At 68.6% G+C, this 17107-nt stretch carries 18 protein-coding genes; 15 read left to right on the forward strand and 3 right to left on the reverse strand.

Annotation, left to right across the window (positions count from 1 at the left end; translation table 11 throughout):
• From O7R11_RS11555 to O7R11_RS11595, 9 genes are all read left to right on the forward strand, one after another.
• Positions 1 to 348, forward strand: a complete 348-nt coding sequence (locus O7R11_RS11555; RefSeq protein ID WP_337997676.1) for an arsenate reductase — start codon at positions 1 to 3, stop codon at positions 346 to 348.
• 213 nt (positions 349 to 561) lie between these two features.
• Positions 562 to 1446 carry a MurR/RpiR family transcriptional regulator gene (locus O7R11_RS11560; protein ID WP_337997677.1) on the forward strand — a complete coding sequence of 295 codons (885 nt, stop codon included), beginning with the start codon at positions 562 to 564 and terminating at the stop codon, positions 1444 to 1446.
• A 24-nt stretch (positions 1447 to 1470) separates the two neighbouring features.
• Positions 1471 to 2637, forward strand: a complete 1167-nt coding sequence (locus O7R11_RS11565; protein ID WP_337997678.1) for a pyridoxal-phosphate-dependent aminotransferase family protein — start codon at positions 1471 to 1473, stop codon at positions 2635 to 2637.
• Entirely contained in the window at positions 2637 to 3905 is a 1269-nt protein-coding gene (locus O7R11_RS11570; RefSeq protein ID WP_337997679.1) for a 3-isopropylmalate dehydratase large subunit, read from the forward strand. Before O7R11_RS11565 ends, O7R11_RS11570 begins: the two co-directional genes overlap by 1 nt.
• The gene (locus O7R11_RS11575; RefSeq protein WP_337997680.1) at positions 3898 to 4434 is read left to right on the forward strand and encodes a LeuD/DmdB family oxidoreductase small subunit; all 537 of its coding nucleotides are present in this window, start codon (positions 3898 to 3900) and stop codon (positions 4432 to 4434) included. Before O7R11_RS11570 ends, O7R11_RS11575 begins: the two co-directional genes overlap by 8 nt.
• Positions 4435 to 4438: 4 nt before the next feature.
• Positions 4439 to 6394, forward strand: a complete 1956-nt coding sequence (locus tag O7R11_RS11580; protein WP_337997681.1) for a TRAP transporter permease — start codon at positions 4439 to 4441, stop codon at positions 6392 to 6394.
• Positions 6395 to 7357, forward strand: coding sequence for a TAXI family TRAP transporter solute-binding subunit (locus O7R11_RS11585; protein ID WP_337997682.1), 963 nt, complete (start codon positions 6395 to 6397; stop codon positions 7355 to 7357).
• Positions 7358 to 7390: 33 nt separating this feature from the next.
• Complete coding sequence (locus O7R11_RS11590) at positions 7391 to 8356, forward strand: threonine ammonia-lyase (RefSeq protein WP_337997683.1); 966 nt, start codon at positions 7391 to 7393, stop codon at positions 8354 to 8356.
• The gene (locus tag O7R11_RS11595; protein WP_337997684.1) at positions 8356 to 9330 is read left to right on the forward strand and encodes a beta/alpha barrel domain-containing protein; all 975 of its coding nucleotides are present in this window, start codon (positions 8356 to 8358) and stop codon (positions 9328 to 9330) included. Before O7R11_RS11590 ends, O7R11_RS11595 begins: the two co-directional genes overlap by 1 nt.
• A gap of 156 nt (positions 9331 to 9486) precedes the next feature.
• On the opposite strand, the gene O7R11_RS11600 is transcribed toward O7R11_RS11595, so the two are convergent.
• The 3 genes from O7R11_RS11600 to O7R11_RS11610 form a co-directional block, all read right to left on the reverse strand.
• Positions 9487 to 10221: a haloacid dehalogenase type II gene (locus tag O7R11_RS11600; RefSeq protein ID WP_337997685.1), complete on the reverse strand. Its 735-nt coding sequence runs from the start codon at positions 10219 to 10221 to the stop codon at positions 9487 to 9489.
• Positions 10218 to 10862 carry a TetR/AcrR family transcriptional regulator gene (locus O7R11_RS11605; RefSeq protein ID WP_337997686.1) on the reverse strand — a complete coding sequence of 215 codons (645 nt, stop codon included), beginning with the start codon at positions 10860 to 10862 and terminating at the stop codon, positions 10218 to 10220. The genes O7R11_RS11600 and O7R11_RS11605 overlap by 4 nt, the downstream gene beginning before the upstream one ends.
• A gap of 109 nt (positions 10863 to 10971) precedes the next feature.
• Entirely contained in the window at positions 10972 to 11439 is a 468-nt protein-coding gene (locus O7R11_RS11610) for a YbaK/EbsC family protein (RefSeq protein WP_337997687.1), read from the reverse strand.
• A 206-nt stretch (positions 11440 to 11645) separates the two neighbouring features.
• Here O7R11_RS11610 and O7R11_RS11615 point away from each other — a divergent pair, with 206 nt between their 5' ends.
• Genes O7R11_RS11615 through O7R11_RS11640 form a run of 6 tightly spaced genes read left to right on the forward strand, consistent with a single transcriptional unit; the run spans position 11646 to position 17098 of the window.
• Positions 11646 to 12818: a muconate/chloromuconate family cycloisomerase gene (locus O7R11_RS11615; RefSeq protein ID WP_337997688.1), complete on the forward strand. Its 1173-nt coding sequence runs from the start codon at positions 11646 to 11648 to the stop codon at positions 12816 to 12818.
• The gene (locus tag O7R11_RS11620; RefSeq protein ID WP_337997689.1) at positions 12806 to 13132 is read left to right on the forward strand and encodes a YciI family protein; all 327 of its coding nucleotides are present in this window, start codon (positions 12806 to 12808) and stop codon (positions 13130 to 13132) included. Before O7R11_RS11615 ends, O7R11_RS11620 begins: the two co-directional genes overlap by 13 nt.
• Before the next feature lie 35 nt (positions 13133 to 13167).
• Positions 13168 to 14265 (forward strand): C4-dicarboxylate TRAP transporter substrate-binding protein, encoded by a 1098-nt coding sequence (locus tag O7R11_RS11625; protein ID WP_337997690.1) that lies wholly within the window; start codon positions 13168 to 13170, stop codon positions 14263 to 14265.
• 1 nt (position 14266) lies between these two features.
• Positions 14267 to 14818, forward strand: coding sequence for a TRAP transporter small permease (locus tag O7R11_RS11630; protein WP_337997691.1), 552 nt, complete (start codon positions 14267 to 14269; stop codon positions 14816 to 14818).
• Positions 14815 to 16122, forward strand: coding sequence for a TRAP transporter large permease (locus tag O7R11_RS11635; RefSeq protein WP_337997692.1), 1308 nt, complete (start codon positions 14815 to 14817; stop codon positions 16120 to 16122). The genes O7R11_RS11630 and O7R11_RS11635 overlap by 4 nt, the downstream gene beginning before the upstream one ends.
• 58 nt (positions 16123 to 16180) lie before the next feature.
• A complete protein-coding gene (locus O7R11_RS11640) occupies positions 16181 to 17098 on the forward strand; it encodes a LysR substrate-binding domain-containing protein (RefSeq protein WP_337997693.1) in 918 nt (305 codons plus the stop codon).
• Positions 17099 to 17107 lie beyond the last annotated feature (9 nt).

The raw sequence follows: 17107 nt of genomic DNA on the forward strand, positions 1-17107 counted from the left end.
ATGAGCGTCACCGTCTACGGCATCAAGAACTGCGGCACCATGCGGAAGGCGTTCGCCTGGCTTGCGGAGAGGGGCGTCGCCTATGCCTTCCACGACTACAAAAGGGAAGGCGTGACGGAAGAGGCGCTGGCGCGCTGGTGCGAGGCGGCGGGCTGGGAGAAGGTGATCAACCGCGCGGGCATGACCTTCCGCAAACTGCCGGACGCGGCCAAGGCGGACCTGACGCGGGAAAAGGCGATCGCCCTGATGCTGGCCCAGCCGGGAATGATCAAGCGCCCGGTGCTGGAAGCCCCCGGCACCCTGGAAATCGGCTTCAAGCCGGAAAGATACGCGGAGATTTTCCGGTAATCGGATCGTCACCCCGCCCGGCGGCGGCGGCGCAGTTGTGCGTGGCTGCGCGGGGGCGATTCGCGCCCCGCGACGGCGGCTAGGGCGGCCGGGCGGCGCTTTTTCCGATGCAAACATGTGCAGACGGTGGCGGGTTTCCGCCTCTGGCAGGTTTTTGTGCACGTAAAATGAAAAGACTGTTGCACTTTTTAAAAATCATGGAACACTGCTTTCATGATCGATTCACTCACAGCACCCGCCCGTTCCGCCGAAGCGTCCAACGTGTTCGACCGCATCCGGCAGCTTTACCCCACCCTGGCGAAGCAGCAGCGTGCGATCGCCGATCTGGTGCTGGAGCGCGGCCTCGAGACCGCCTTCCTCTCCACCACCCAGATCGGCGAGGAATCCGGCACCTCGGCGGCCACGGTGGTGCGCTTCACCCAGCTTCTCGGTTTCGAGAAGTTTGCGGATTTCGCCGACGAGCTGCACGAGCTGGTGCTGGCGGGCAAGCGGCCGATGAGCCAGCTCAAGGCCTCGCTGGAGGCCGCGGGCAGCGGCGGTTTCCCCACCCTTTCGGAAGGCCTGCGTCATGAGGCGGAGGGCCTCGCCGCACTCGCCAACCTGCAGCAGGACGATTCCTTCGCCGAGGCGGTGCGCCTGCTCTGCGCGGCGCGGCGCATCCGCGTGACCGGCGCGCGGTCGGCCTATGCGCTGGCCAACTACACCGGCTTCCTGCTGCGCGAGATGGTGGACAACGTCCGCTATTTCCCCGCCGGGGCGGAAGACGCCTTCGAGATTCTCGAAACCGGCGAAGAGGAGGACGTCCTCCTCGTCATCTCGTTCCGCCGCTATGCGCGGAATTCGCTGCGCCTCGCCGAATTCGCCGCCAAGCGCGGCGTGCGGGTGATCGTGCTGACCGACGTGCGCGCCTCGCCGCTGGTGCCGCTGGCGGATGTGGCGTTGTTCGCGCCGACGATCACGCCCTTCTATTCCTACGTCGCGCCGATGGCGGTGCTGAACGCCCTGGTCTGGGGCTTCGCCCGCGCCAAGGGCGACAGCCTCCTCCGCGCGTTCGAGCGGCGGCAGCAGATGCTGCTCGAACAGAAGGTCTTTATCTGACCGGATTTCTCCCACAACGAAGCGATGTCCATCATGTTCGAGGAAACCTATTTGCTGTCTCCGGGCCCGGTGAATATTCCCGAGCGGGTGTTGCAGGCGATGCAGATCCGCTCGATGCACCACCGCTCGGCGGAATTCTCGGCGCTGCTTGCGCGCCTGCTTTCCAACATGCAGGCGATCTTCCGCACCGCGCAGCCGATCCTGCCGGTGCACGCCACCGGCCGCGGCGCGGTGGAGGCGACGATCACCAACCTGCTCAGCCCCGGCGACGAGGTGGTGAGCGTCTGCAACGGCCGCTTCGGCGAGATGTATGCCGATATCGCCGCGGCCTACGGCGTCACCGCCCACCGCGTCTGCACCGACTGGGAGAAGGACGCCGACCTCGCCGCGGTCGATGCCGCGCTCGCCGCGCACCCCGCGGCCAAGGCCCTCACCCTGGTGCACAGCGAGTCCGCCACCGCGCTGGCCAACGACGTGGAGGCCCTGGCCAAGGTGGCGCATGCGCACGGGCGGATGGTCTTCGTCGATGCGGTGAGCTCGCTCGGCGGCATGCCCTTCGAGTTCGACGCCTGGGGCGTCGATGCCGCGGTCACCGCCTCGCAGAAGGCGCTGATGGGGCCGACCGGGCTGTCCTTCGCCGCGCTGAGCGACCGCGCGTGGGAGGCGGTGGAGGCCTCGACGCTGCCGAAGTACTACACCAAGTTCGCCTCGATCCGGAAGAACGTCTGCCGCGAGCGGCCGGAGACCCCCGGCTCCACCCCGGTCGCCCTGGTCGCGGCGCTGCTGGAAAGCACCTCGATGATTCTCGAAGAGGGGACCGACGTGGTCTATGCCCGTCACCGCCGCCTCTCGCAGGGGATCAAGGCGGCGCTGGTCGCCCTCGGCTTCCCGCTCTTCCCCGATGTCTGCGCGGCGCGCAGCGACACCCTCTCCGCCGCCTGGATGCCGGATGGGCTCAAGGCCGCGCAGATCAACAAGCCGATGCAGGAGATGTTCGGCGTGGTCGGCAAGTCGGGGCTGTTGCAGTACAAGGACAACGTGCTGCGCATCGGCCATATGGGCCACTTCCGCCAGAAGGATGCGCTGATCTGCGTCTCGGCGCTGGAGTTCGCCGCCCGCAGGCTCGGCATCACCCGGCGCATCGGCGCGGGGATGGAGGCTCTCCTCGGCACGATCGAGGAGCGGCCGTGATGGGCGCGACGATCGCCGAGAAGATTCTCTCGCGGCGGGCCGGCCGCGCGGTCGCGCCCGGCGACGTGGTGGTGATCGACGCCGACTATGCGATGGCCAACGACGGCTCCGGGCCGATGTCGATCCGCCTGTTCGACCGCCTGGAGATGCCGGTGCGCCATCCGGAGCGCATCGTCCTCGTCGTCGATCACTACGTGCCCTGCCCCAACGACAAGGTGGCGGGCCTGCTCAAGGAAATGGCGGATTTCGCCGCCCGCCACGGCATCAAGCTGTTCCGCGCCGGAGACGGCATCTGCCACCGCCTGATGCCGGAGCAGGGCTACGTCCGCCCCGGCGCGGTGGTCGTCGGCGCGGATTCCCACAGCACCACCTACGGCGCGCTCAACGCCTTCGCCGCCGGCATCGGCTCTTCGGATTTCGCCGGGGTGCTCGCCACCGGCCGGCTGTGGTTGCAGGCGCCCGCCTCGATCCGCATCGAGCTTGCGGGCGCGCTCGGCGCCGGGGTCTACGCCAAGGATCTGGCGCTGCATGTGGTCGGCGAGATCGGCGCCGACGGCGGCACCTACCGCGTGCTGGAATACGGCGGCGCGGGCGTCGCCTCCATCGACATGGAAGGGCGCTTCACCCTCTGCAACATGGGGGTGGAGACCGGCGCCAAGGCGGCGGTGATGCCGTGCGACGCGGTGACGGAGCGCTGGATCCGCGACAACCCGCACCTCGAAGACGCGGCGGCGGCGGGCGGGGTGGCGGCGGATGCGGATGCGGCCTATGCCGGGCGTCTCGCCGTCGATCTGTCCCGCCTCGAGCCGATGCTCGCCGCGCCGCACCGCGTCGATAACGTCCACCCGGTGGCGGACTGGCAGGAAACGGCGATCTCTTCCGCGGTCATCGGAACCTGCACCAACGGCAGTCTGGAGGACATGCGCATCGCCGCGGCCATCCTCGCGCCGCGCGGCATCGCCTCCGGGGTGCAGCTGCTGGTGGTGCCGCCGTCGCGGCAGATTCTCGCGCAGGCGATCGCCGAAGGGCTGATCTCGGTGTTCGTCGAAAAGGGGGCGGTGATCGTGCCGCCCGGCTGCGGCCCGTGCTGCGGCGCGCTCAACGGCGTTCCCGCCGACGGCGGCGTCGCGGTTTCCACCGCCAACCGCAACTTCAAGGGGCGCATGGGCAACGTCAATTCCGAGGTCTTCCTCGCCTCTCCCGCCACCGTGGCGGCCTCCGCCGCCACCGGCCACATCACCGATCCGCGGAGGTTGTCCGATGTCTGATCCGGCGGCCGGCAAGGCCTGGGTGTTCGGCGACGACGTCAACACCGACTACATCATCTCCTCCAAGCGCAAGCGCGACACCCTCGACCCGGTGAAGCTCGCCGCCTTCCTGATGGAAGACATCCGGCCCGGCTTCGGCGGCATGGTCTCTCCCGGCGACTTCCTGGTCGGCGGCAGGAACTTCGGCTGCGGCTCGGCGATGGAGATCGCCACCGACGTGATCCGCGGCGCGGGCATCCGCGCGGTGCTGGCCAAATCCTTTTCGCGCACCTTCTTCCGCAACGGCATCAACGGCGGCCTTCTGATGATCGCCGTGGATACCGACGGCATCGCCGAGGGCGACCCTCTGGCGGTCGAGGAGCGCGGCGGCGCAACCGGTGTGCGCAACCTGCGCACCGGCAGGGACTATGCGGGGGCTGGGGTCTCCCCGCTGCTCGACGAGATCGCCCGCGCAGGCGGGCTGATCGCCTATCTCCGGCTCAATCGCGGCTTCGGGCTTACCCCGGACGGGCGCGCAGGCAAGGACTGATACCGTGATACTCGACATGTTCAAGGATAAGACGCTGAGCTACGGCTCCGGCCGGAGGACTCTCTCCGGCCCGCTCGCGATCGCGGCCTCCCTGGTCTCGATCGCGTGGATCACCTTCCACGTTCTGCTCGCCTCGGACCTCGTCTACGCGCTGCCGATGCAGGTGAAGCTCGTCCACCTGATGGCGGCGCTCTGCCTGTGCTTCCTCTTCGTGCCGCCGCTCAAGCGCTGGTCCGGCCGTCCGCCGATGCTGATCGACTATGCCCTCATCGTCGTCACGGTGGCCTCTCTCGGCTACCTGCTGGTGCGCTACCAGGCGCTCGCCCGCATGGCCGGAACCTACGAACCCGCCGATATCGCCATGGGCTTCGTCGCCTTCCTGGTGCTGCTCGAAGCCGGGCGGCGGGCGATCAGCATGGGACTCTACGTCCTCGTCCTCTTCACCCTGGTCTACGCCATCTTCGGCCGTTCCTTCCCCGCGCCGTTCACCCACGTCGGCTTCGGCGTCGAGGCGCTGACGCACCACCTGATGCTCACCGCCGAGGGCGTCTTCGGCTTCGTCCTCGGGGTTTCGGCCGAGATCATCATCGTCTTCGTGGTGTTCGGCTGCGTTCTCCAGGAAGTGAAGATCGCCGACTTCTTCTTCGACCTCGCGCGCAGCATCACCGGCCGGGCGCTCGGCGGCCCGGCCAAGGTCGCGGTGATTTCCAGCAGCCTGATGGGCATGGTCAGCGGCGAGACCTCGGCCAACGTCGCCACCACCGGCGCCTTCACCATTCCGCTGATGAAGCGGGTGGGCTATGCGCCCTACTTCGCCGGGGCGATCGAGACCGCGGCCTCCGCCGGCGGCCAGATCATGCCGCCGATCATGGGGGCCACCGCCTTCGTCATCGCCGATGCCCTGGGCGTGCCCTATGTGCGCATCGCCACCGCCGCGATCTGCCCGGCGATCCTCTACTACGTCGGCGTCTTCGCCGCGGTGCATTTCCGCGCCGCCCGCCGCGGCCTCTACGAGTCCGACCCCGAGCAGCTGCCGCGCTTCCGCGACGTGATGCTGAAGAAGGGCCACCTGCTGTTGCCGATCGGCGGCATCGTGGCGCTGATGGTGATGGAGTACACCCCCACCGTCGCCGCGTTCTGGGGCGGCATCATGGTGTCGATCCTGCTCACCGTGTTCAACGCGGCGACGCGGCTCACCCTGCCGAAGATCATCAACATCGCCGAGACCGCGGCGCGCACCGCGATGAGCCTCGCCATCGCGATGGCGCTGGTCGGCGTCCTCGTCGGCGTCGCCTCGCTCACCGGCATCACCGTCACCATCGCCGACAAGATCTTCGCGCTCGCGGGCGGCAGCATGTGGGCGGCGCTGGCGCTGACCATGGTGGTGTCGCTGGTGCTCGGCATGGGCGTGCCGACGACGCCCGCCTACGTGCTCGCCAGCATCAGCGCCGCGCCGGTGCTGATGCGCATGGGCGTTCCCGACATCGCGGCGCACATGTTCGTCTTCTACTTCGCCTGCATGTCGGCGCTCACCCCGCCGGTGTGCACCGGCGCCTACACCGCGGCGGGCCTGGCTGGGGCCAACCCCAATCAGGTGGGTTTCACCTCGCTGCGCCTCGCCCTCGGCGGCTTCATCGTCCCCTTCCTCTGCATCGAGTACCCCAGCCTGCTGCTGATCGAGCGCACCTTCTCGCTGGTCAACCTCGTCTACGTCATGTTCGCGGTGTCGGTGGCGCTCGTCCTCGTCACCGTGGCGTTCGAGGGCTTCATGCTGCGGCCGGTCCCCATCCTCGTGCGTGCCGCGCTCGTCGTCGCGGCCGTTCTCATCATCCTCCCCAACGCCGTGCCCGCCGTCATCGGCTGGGGCGGGGCTGGGCTGTTCTTCGCCTGGCATTGGTTGAAGCATCGGGCCGCCGCGCGGGCGGACCGGGAACCCATCGAAAACATCATGGAGGTTTGAATGTCTTGGCAATCGGTTTTCAAGTCCTTGGCGGCCGCCGCAATCCTCGTTCCGTCCTTCGCCGGCGGGGCGCTGGCGGAGGATGCCTTCCTCAAGATCGGCACCGCGAGCATGGGCGGGAACTTCTTCCCGATGGGCGCCGCGATGGCGGAAGTGCTGGGGCCGCAGATCAAGGGCTACAGCTTCACGCCGATGGCCACCGCGGGCTCCGCCTACAACATGACGGCGCTGCAAAAGGGCGAACAGGACATCGGCCTCTGCCAGGGCTCGGCGGTGGCGGCCGCGGTCAAGGGCACCGGCGAGTTCGCCGGGCGTAAGACCGACAAGGTCTATGCCATCGCGCAGTACCATTCGACGCCGCAGCACATCGTCTACAACGCCAAGCTTTCGGTGAAGTCGCTGAAGGACCTCAAGGGCAAGCGCATCGAACTGATGTCGCCCGGCGACGGCATCGAGGTGGCGACCAAGCAGATTCTCTCCGCGGTCGGCCTGTCGATGAAGGACGTCGTGGGCGAGCACAGCGGCAACCGCCAGCAGTCGAGCTCGCGGCTGAAGACCGGCCGCATGGACGCGATCATCGACGGCACCGGCGTCGGCGCGGCGTGGATGGTGGACGTCATCGGCGAGGGCCGCTTCAAGCTGCTTTCCCTCTCCCCCGCGGAGATCGAGGCGATCGTCACCAAGAATTCGGAATTCAGCCCGGCGACGATCCCGGCGAAGAGCTACGTCGGCCAGGATGCGGACGTGCGGACGGTGGCCAACTGGACGATCGTCGTCGTCCGCGCCGGCCTGCCGGACGATCTCGTCTACGCGATGACCAAGGCGATGTTCGAGAACCAGGCCGATCTCGCCAAGCGCCACACCTACTTCAAGGACCTGCGTCCGGAGAACGTGAAGGGCGGCATCGCCGCGCCGATGCATCCCGGCGCGCTTCGTTACTACAAGGAAAAGGGCATCCTCTAAGCCCGCCGCGACTCCAACTCCGAGGATCTTTTTGTGATCGCATTGTCCGATATCCAGGAGGCGCGAGGCCGGATCCGGCCTCACGTCCTGGCAACCCCGGTCCTCCCCGCGCCCTGGCTCGACCAGGCGGGCGGGGGGCCGGTCTACCTCAAGCCGGAAAGCCTGCAGGCGACCGGCTCGTTCAAGGCGCGCGGCGCCGGCAGCCTTCTGCTCTCCCTGGGCAGGGAGGCGCTCGCCAAGGGTGTGGTCACCGCTTCGTCGGGCAACCACGGTCTCGGCGTCGCGTTCATCGCCGCGCGGCTCGGCTGCCCGGCGACGGTGATCGTCCCCGACGGCTGCACGCCGATCAAGATGTCCGGCCTCAAGGCGCTGGGGGCGCGCGTCGTCGCCTACGGCCGCAGCTCCAAGGAGCGCCGCGCCTACGCCCACACCCTCGCCGACGAGGAGGGCATGCTGTTCGTCCACTCCCACGACGACCCGCTGATCGCCGCGGGGCAGGGGACGATCGGCCTGGAAATCCTGGACTCCCTCCCCGGCCTCGGGGCGGTGGTGGTTCCGGTGGGCGGCGGCGGCCTGATCGCGGGCATCGCCACCGCGATCAAGGAGAGCAATCCCGCGGTCAAGGTCTACGGCGTCGAGCCGGAGATCGGCTGCTGCATGAAGATGTCGCTCGACAAGGGCGAGATCGTCGAACTGCCCGCCACCCCGGCGACGATCGCCGACGGCCTGCGCGGCACCCGCCCCGGCGCCCTGCCGTTCGCGGTGGCGCAAAAGTACGTCGATGGCGTGGTCACGGTGAGCGAGGCGGCGATCCGCGCCGCGGTGCGCGGCCTGCTCCGCCGCAGCAAGCTGGTGATCGAGCCGTCCGGCGCGGTGGTGGCGGCGGCAGTGATGCAGGGCCTGATTCCGCCCTGCGAGGGTCCGGTGTGCGCCGTCTTGAGCGGCGGCAACATCGACGAACGGGTGTTGATCGACATTCTCAGCGAAGGAGAGGACTGATGCTCGAAATCTTCGATTGTACCCTGCGCGACGGCGGCCACGCCCTCGCAGGCGGCTTCTCCGCCGCGGGGGCGGCGCAGGTGGTGCGCGGGCTGCTCGACGCCGGCGTGCGCGGCATCGAGTTCGGCCGCGCCTCCGGCATCGGCTCGCCGAAGGGAAAGGTCGCCGACGAGGACTACCTCAAGGCGGTGTCGCCGATGTTCGGCGAGGGCGAGATCGGCATGTTCTGCCGTCCCGACTGGTACGGCGATGCGCAGCATGCGCTCGCCACCGGCTACCGCCTCGGCTTTTTGCGCGTCGGCGCCAACTGCCGCAAGGTGGAGGCCTCCGCGCCGGTGATCGAGCGCATCCGCAAGGCGGGGATCATGGTGCGCTACAGCCTGATCGAGGCGCACATGCTCTCGCCCAGGGAACTTGCCGAGAGCGCCCATAAGGTGGAGAGCTACGGCGCCCAGGTGGTGACGATCATGGATTCGGCGGGCACCCTGCTGCCTGCCGAGGTGCGCGACCGCGTCGCCGCGCTGGTGGACCGGGTGGGCATTCCGGTCGGCTTCCACGGCCACAACAATCTCGGCCTCTCCATCGCCAACGCGCTTGCCGCGCTGGAGGCGGGGGCATCCTCGCTCGACGGGGCGCTCACCGGGCTGGCGCGCAGCGCCGGCAACGCCCCCACCGAAATGCTGGTGACGGTCCTCGGCAAGCTCGGCATCGACACCGGCATCGACCCCTTCGCGCTGTTCGACTTCATCGACGGCGGCTTCCGCGAGGCGGTGCCCGCCGCGCCCGCCGTGCCGCCGCTCGACATCGTCTACGGCATGGTCGGCTTCCACTCGCGCAACCTGCCGGTGGTGGAGGCAGTGGCCGCCGCCGAGGGCGTCGGCGTCATCCGCTTGATCGCCGAGACCGCCAAGGGCGGCGGGGCGATCGACGAGGCGGCGGCCAAGGCCGCCGCGGCACGCCTGCGCAAGGCGTGAACCCAGGACGGCGTGGAGGGCTGCCCCCCTCCGCGCCGTCCGCACCGGCGGCGGCCCGGTTTCGGCGCCATACCCATAGTTCCTGATTTGTCCCGAAGGGTCGTGGCGCGGCGGGATTCTCCCGTTTGCGGCGGGCGCACCGTCCGTTCCCGAACCTCAGGCGGTGAGCGTCGGCGGGGCGAGGCAGGCGGGCAGCTCCGCCAGGGTGCGGATTTCGCGGTCCGGCGCGCCGGGCAGGCGCTCGCCGCGCTGGCCGTAGCGGTTGCACCACACCACCCGCATGCCGCAGACGGAAGCGGCATGGGCGTCCCAGGGGTTGGAGGACTGGAAGGAGACCTCCTGCGCGGTCACGCCGAGGCCATCGACGGCGGAACGGTAGACCGAGGGGTGGGGTTTGAAGGTGCGCAGCGGATCGACCGAGAACACCGCATCGAACAGGCCGGTGAGTCCGGCGTTGGCGACCGCGGCCTCCAGCATCGCGGGCGCGCCGTTGGAGAGGATCGCGGTGGTGAACCCCGCCTGCCGCAGGGCGCGCAGCATTCCGGGGACCTCGGGGAAGGCGGACAGGCCGAGGTAGAGGTCCATCAGCCGCCGGTGCAGCCCCGGCGTGCGGATATCCAGGCTGTCGAGGGCGTAATCCAGGCTGTCGGCGGTGATCTGCCAGAAATCGGCATAGCGGCCCAAGAGCGCGCGCAGCCAGGTGTATTGCAACTGCTTGTCGCGCCACAGCGCGGTCAGCGCGGCGCGGCGGTCCTCCGGAATGCCGGGGCAGCTTGCGGCGGCGGAGGCGAAGTCGAAGATCGTGCCGTAGGCGTCGAAGACGCAGGCGCGGATTCCGGTGAGCGGCGGCAGCGTGGCGTGTTCGGAAGCGGAGACGGGGGAGGCGGTCATGGTGCGGGGGCTCCTTTGCCGGAGAGGGAAGGCGGTCGGTGCGGGGGACGCGCCTCCCGGGGGAGGAGGGGCGCAAGCGCCGCATCGACGAGGCGGCGCAGGCGGCCGGGGTCGGGATCGATGCGCGCGAGGACGCGCATCGCCAGGGCGCAGGCGAGAAGGCTTTCGGCCAGGGCGTCGGGGTCCGCGTCCGGGGAGAGCCGCCCCGCGGCCTCGGCGCGGCACACCTGGGCGCGGAAGAAATCCTTCATCTCGTCCAGCCGCGCGCGGGCGAGGCCGCGCGCGCCCGGCACCGTGGCGGCGCCGTCGAGGGCGGTGTTGACGAGGAAGCAGCCGCGCCGCTCGGGGTCCGAGATCGAGAGGTCGGCCAATTCGTGAAGGAAGCCGGAAACCGCCGCCAGCGGGTCCGCCAGGGCGGAAAACCGCGCCATGCGTTCGGCCGGGCCTTCCTCGGCATAGCGGCGCAGGGCCTCGACGAACAGGCCGTCCTTGTCGCCGAAGCGGTGGTAGAGCGCGGCTGCGCCGAGGCCGGAGGCCTCCGAAACGTCGCGGATCGAGGTGCCGGCATAGCCGCGCCGCCAGAACAGGGCGATGGCGTGGTCGAGCACGGTGTCGTCGTCGAGAATGCGGGTGCGCGGCATGCGGCGCTCCGGATGGGGCTGAAGGGCGGGGTTATATTAATAAGAACGTTCGTTAAAATACAAGCGGAATGTGGCGGGCCACGGATCCGTTACGGCGGAGGGCGGCGGGCTACTCCGGGTCCTTGCAGACGTCCACCCAGGCCGCGCCGGTGATCTCGGCGAGGCGGGCGGGGGAGATGCGCAGGGCGCTGTTGGTCGAGCCCGCGGCGGGCAGCACCTCGTCGAAGGCCTGGAGCGACACGTCGCAATAGACCGGCAGCGGCGAGGCGAGGCCGAACGGGCAGACCCCGCCCACCGGGTGGCCGGTGATCTCCACCACTTCCTCGGCTTCGAGCATGCGTGCCTTGCCGCCGAAGGCGGCCTTGGCCTTTTTGTTGTCGAGCCGCGCGGTGCCGCAGGCGACCACCAGCAGCGCCTTGCCCTCCACCTTGAGCGACAGGGTTTTCGCGATGCGCGCGGGTTCGACGCCGAACCCGGCGGCGGCCAGCTCCACCGTGGCGGTGCTCTGCGGCAGTTCGACGACGGCGAGGTCGGGGGCCTTTTCGGCGAGGAAGGCCCTGGCGGATTCGAGGCTCATGGCGGGTTCCGGAAGCTGCTTGGAAGGCTTCCGTGATACCTCCGCCCGCCGGAGCGCGCAACCCCGGAGGATTGCACGGCGTTTCCGAATAATAACTAAAAATAATAAATAAAACGAAAAGATATATTGGAGTTATATCTTGCCGACTGCGACTCTCGAGCATCTTCCCACCCGATAGAGTGGATGTCCCTGAGGCAGCAGGAGGTATGATAAAAATGCGCGAGGCGCTCGACCCGATCGGTCTCAACACCGCGAGAATCGCCGAGGTGCGGTGCGGAGTGGTGGACCTGCCCCTGAAGCGGCCGCACAAGCTCGCCATGGCGACGATCGAAGTGCAGTCCAACGTTGTCGTCCGCATCGTCACCGACGACGGAGAGGAAGGGTGGGGCGAGGCCGCCACCATTCCCGGCTATGGCGCCGAGACGGTGGAAACCATGGCGCAGGTGGTGCGGACGAGCCTGGCCCCCGCGCTGGTCGGCACGGAGATTTCCAGTCTCGGCGGTGCCGCGGCGCGCATGGAAACCGCAATCAAGCGCAATCCCTATGCGAAATCCGCGGTGGAACTGGCGGTGGCGGACCTGATGGCGCGCCGCGCCGGGGTGCCGATGTCCGCCCTGTTCGGCGGGCGGCGGCACGACCGCATCGCCGGGCTGTGGGTGCTCGGCGCGGGCGAGGCGGAGGCGGACATCGCCGAAGCGAAGAAGCTGTTCGAGCAAAAGCTCTTCCGCTGCTTCCTGCTCAAGGTCGGCAAGGGCGCGCCGGAAGACGATCTCGCCCGGGTGCGCCGCGTCGCCAAAGAGCTCGGCGACGGCGTGGAACTGCGCGTAGACGTCAACCAGAGCTGGGACGAGCCCACCGCGATGCGCTTCATCCCCCAGCTCGCCGAGGCGGGCATCACCGTGGTCGAGCAGCCGGTGCGCGCCGACAACGTCGAGGCGATGCGGCGGCTGACCGGGCGCTTCCCCTGCCTGATCATGGCCGACGAGCCGGTGGAGACGCCGCAGGATGCGCTGCGCTTCGCCGCGGCGCACGCCTGCGACGCCTTCTCGGTGAAACTCGGCAAGCACGGCGGCCCCACCGCGACGCGGGCGGTGGTCTCCATCGCCGAGGCCGCGGGCTTCCGCATGTTCGCGGGCACCATGCTGGAATCCTCGCTGGGCGTGGCGGCGCATGCGCAGTTCTTCTCCACCGTGTCGTCGGTTTCCCTCGGCAACCAGCTGTTCGGGCCGCTCCTGATGACCGCCGACCCGGTGGTGGCGCCGGTGCGCTACGAGGATTTTTGCCTGATCGTGCCCACCGGGCCGGGCAGCGGCGTCGAAATCGACCGCGATGCGCTCAAGAGCCTGATGCGAAAGGAGGACGCGGCATGCCTTATCTGATCGAAACCTTCGACAAACCCGACAGCCTGCCGTTGCGCATGGCGGTGCGGGACAAACATCTGGAGTTCCTCGTGGAGAATGCGTCCCTGCTGCTCGCCTGCGGGGCCAAGCTCAACGACGACGGCACGGATCTGGGCGGCGGCATCTACATCGTCGCCGTGGAGACCCGGGAGGCGGCGGAGGATTTCATCGGCCGCGATCCCTTCCACGCCGCCGGCCTGTTCGCACGCGTGGCGATCACGCGGTGGCGCAAGGCCTATGTGGACGGACGCAACTACCTGCCCGTGAAAGCGGCGGCGAAACCCGCCGGCTGACGGAAACGACGGCACGACAATAAAGGGAGGACGTCATGAATACAGTGATGCGCGTATCGATGGCCGCCACGATGATGCTTGCGGCCGCCTCGGGAACCGCCCTGGCGAAGGAACGGCTGACCTACGGCAGCTATCTGCCGCCGTCGCATTCCTCCAGCAAGGGAATCCAGGCCTTCATCGACACGGTGAAGACCAAGACCAACGGCGACATCGTCTTCGAGTTCTATCCCTCGGGTTCCATCGCCTCGGGCAAGACCAGCCTCAGCGCGATCCAGGACGGCCTGATGGACGGCGGCATGCTGGTGAACCTCTACTTCCCCACCGAGGTGCCGATCAATTCGATCATCAACGACATGTCCTTCTGGAACGCCGACACCCGGGTGATCTCCGCAGCGATTTCCGACACCGTGGTCAACGATTGCCCGCAGTGCCTGGCCGAGTTCACCAAGCACAACGTGCACTTCCTCGCCACCTACGGCGCGCCGCCCTACAACGCGCTCTGCGCCGCGAAGCCGGAAGGCTTCACCCTCAAGGGCAAGCGCATGCGCGTCGCCGGCGAGGACATGGGGCGCTGGGCGCAGAGCATCGGCGCGATCCCGGTCAACATTCCCAACAGCGAGTCCTACGAGGCGATGCAGCGCAAGCAGGTGGACTGCGTGATCGGCGCGGTCTCCTGGCTCAGCTCGCTGTCGCTGGTGGAGGTCACCGAGACGGTGCTGGAAATGCCGATGGGCGCCTTCCAGGGCGGCTCCCTGCTCAACGTCTCCGAGGAGGTGTGGAAGCGCCTCTCCGCCAAGGACCGCGGCATCCTCGAAGATGCCGCGATCATCGGCATCGCGCGCACCGTCTATGCCTACCTCGACGAGGAGAAGGTCGCCCGCGTCGCCGCGGAGAAGAAGGGCATCACCTTCCTTGCGCCGTCGAAGGAGATGTCGGATGCGCGTGCCGCCTTCCAGGAATTGCAGCGTACCCAGTCGGCCAAGACCGCGGCCGGGCGTGGCGTCAAGGACGGTTCCAAGGTCGCCGAGGCGCTGATCGCCAACATCGCCAAGTGGCAGAAGCTGATCGACGACGCCAAGCCGGACGAAGCGGCCTACGTGCAGATGCTCAGGACCAAGATCTGGGGGAAGTGACATGCCCGCATTCAAGCTGATGGCACGGGTGGGGGTCATCCTCACCGGCGCCGCAACGCTCCTGATGCTGGTTCATGTCACGCTGGACGCACTGGGGCGAAGCTTCCTGCACATCCCGGCCACCGGGGCGATGGAGATCGTGAGCTACTACTACATGGTCATCATCATCTTCGTGGGGAGCTTCGTCGCCGCGTATCAGAAGCATCACATCATGGTGGACGTGATCTACCGCCTGCTGCCGCGCAAGGGCCGCGCCGCGGTCTACGTGATCGGCCAGGCGCTGACGCTCGCCTACCTTGCGGCCTTCGCCCTCGCCCTCGGGCGCCAGGCGCTGCGCCGCACCGCCGAGTTCGAGGAGATCGACGCCCTCGTCGCCTATCTGCCGATCTGGCCGGCGCGGTGGATCGCCTTCGCCGCCATCGCCGCCATGGCGGCGCTGGTGGCGGTCCGCATCGCCGCGTTCCTCCGGGGCGGCGAGCAGGAGGAACTGGACGTCGATGAGATACGGGATCTCGAACCCGAGGACACCATCAGCGAGGAGAACGGGTCATGAGCGCGGTCCAGATCGGCTGCATGGGAATTGCCTGCGTGCTGCTGCTGGCGGCGCTGCGCATCCCGATCGGGGTGGCGCTCGGCGGCACCGCCGCGGTGGGCGTGCTGCTCATCCGCGGCCAGACCGCCGCGCTTTCCATCCTCGGCGCGGCGACCTTCGATTTCGCCGCGCACTGGACGATGACGGCGGTGCCGATGTTCCTGTTCATGGGCAACGTCGCCTATCACTCCGGGCTCGCCACCATGCTCTACCGCGCGGCGCGGGCCTGGCTCTCCTTCCTCCCCGGCGGGCTGGCGCTCGCCACCACCTGCGCCAGCGCCGGGTTCGCCGCCACCTCCGGTTCCAGCGTCGCCATGGCCGGGGCGATGTCGCGCCTCGCGGTGCCGGAGATGCTGCGCGCCGGATACGACAAGGGCCTCGCCTCCGGCGTCGTCGCCGCCTCCGGCACGCTGGGCGCGCTGATCCCGCCCAGCATCCACTTCATCCTCTATGCCACCTTCATGGAGACCTCGGTCAGCAAGCTTCTGATGGCGGGCATCATCCCCGGCCTCCTGACCATGGCCGCGTACTTCGGCCTGGTGGTGATCCGCACCACGCTCAACCCCTCGCTCGCGCCGCGCACCAACGATGCGGTGCCGATGGAGGAGAAGCTGCGCCTGCTCGCCCAGGCATGGCCGCTGCCGATCATCTTCATCGGCATCATCGGCGGCATCTACAGCGGCATCGTCACCGCCACCGAGGCGGGCGCGGCGGGCTCCGCCCTCGCGCTGATCGTCGCGGCGCTGAGCGGACGCCTCAACCGCGCCATGCTGCTCGCCGTGGTCAAGGACACCGCCGGCACCACCGCCGCGATCTTCTTCATCGCCATCGGCGCGGTGCTGTTCAGCCAGTTTCTCACCATCAGCCGGGTGCCCCTGGTGATCGGCGGGCTGATCCGCGGCCTGTCCGACAACCTTCCGCTGTTCCTGCTGATGATCTCGGTGTTCTATCTGGTGCTGGGGATGTTTCTGGATGCGGTCGGCCTGATGCTGGTGACCCTGCCGATTCTCGCGCCCGCGGTCAGCGTCATGGGTATCGACGTGATCTGGTTCGGCGTGATCGTCGTCAAGTTCGTCGAGATCGGCCTGCTCACGCCGCCCATCGGCTTGAACCTCTACGTCGTCACCGCGGCGGTGAAGGGACAGATCACCTTCTCCGAGGTGGTGCGGGGGACAAGCTGGTTCCTCTACGCCGAGGCGGTGGTGATGGTGCTGATCCTGAGCTTCCCGCAGTTGTCGCTGTTCATCCCGAACCTGATGAACTGACGCCACGGGCGTCCGGCGCGGCCGCCGCGCCGGACGCGAGATACAAGGGGAGGAGCCGATGCTGACGCTCCGGCAGTACGAATACTTCGTCACCCTGGCGCATGAGCTGCACTTCGGCCGCGCCGCCGAGAAGCTGCACATCGCGCAGCCCGCCTTGACGCATCAGATCAAGGCGATGGAGGAATACCTCGGGGTGCGCCTGTTCGAGCGCACGCGGCGCAGCGTCGCGCTCGCCGCCGCGGGGACCGCCCTTCTGCCCGAGGCCGAGGCGCTGCTGCGCCAGATGCACCGCACCGAGGCGCAGGGCCTGCGTGCCGGGCGCGGCGAGATCGGCTCCCTGGAAATCGGCTACGTCGGCTCGGCCGCCTACGGCGGCATCCTGGCGGAGGCGATTCACGGCTTCCGCCAGATCGCCCGCGATGTGGAACTCAACTTCCACGAGGTGGATATGGACCGTCAGCTCCTGGAGGTCGCCGCGGGGCGCCTCGACGTGGGGTTCATCCGCCTGCCCGCCGCCGAACTGCCGGATACGGTGCGCACCGTGACCATCCACCGCGAGACCATCTTCGTCGCGCTGCGTCGCGACCATCCCCTCGCGGCGCGGGAGAGTCTCTCCCTGTCCGCGCTGCGGGGGGAATCTTTTATCCTGACCCACCTGCCGCCCTCCATGGGCTTCGCCGGACACATCCACCGCATCTGCGCGGCGGCGGGGTTCTCGCCGCAGGTGGCCTACCGCGCCTCGCAGTTCGCCACCATCGTCAACCTGGCGGGGGCGGGGCTGGGCGTTGCCCTGGTGCCGGATTCGGTGTGCAACCTGCATCTGCCGGACGTGGTCTACCGTCCGCTTGCCGACGAGGTGGCGACGGCGGAGATCGCCGTCGCCTATTCGGAGCGGCGGCTGCCCGCGCCGGTGCGGCTGCTCGTGGAGCATCTGCGCGCCGCGGCGGGCGAGAGCGGCTCGATCCTGCGCAAGTGAGCGCGGGGC

It is taken from the genome of Oleispirillum naphthae (assembly GCA_027864655.1).
Lineage (GTDB): Bacteria > Pseudomonadota > Alphaproteobacteria > Rhodospirillales > Rhodospirillaceae > Oleispirillum > Oleispirillum naphthae.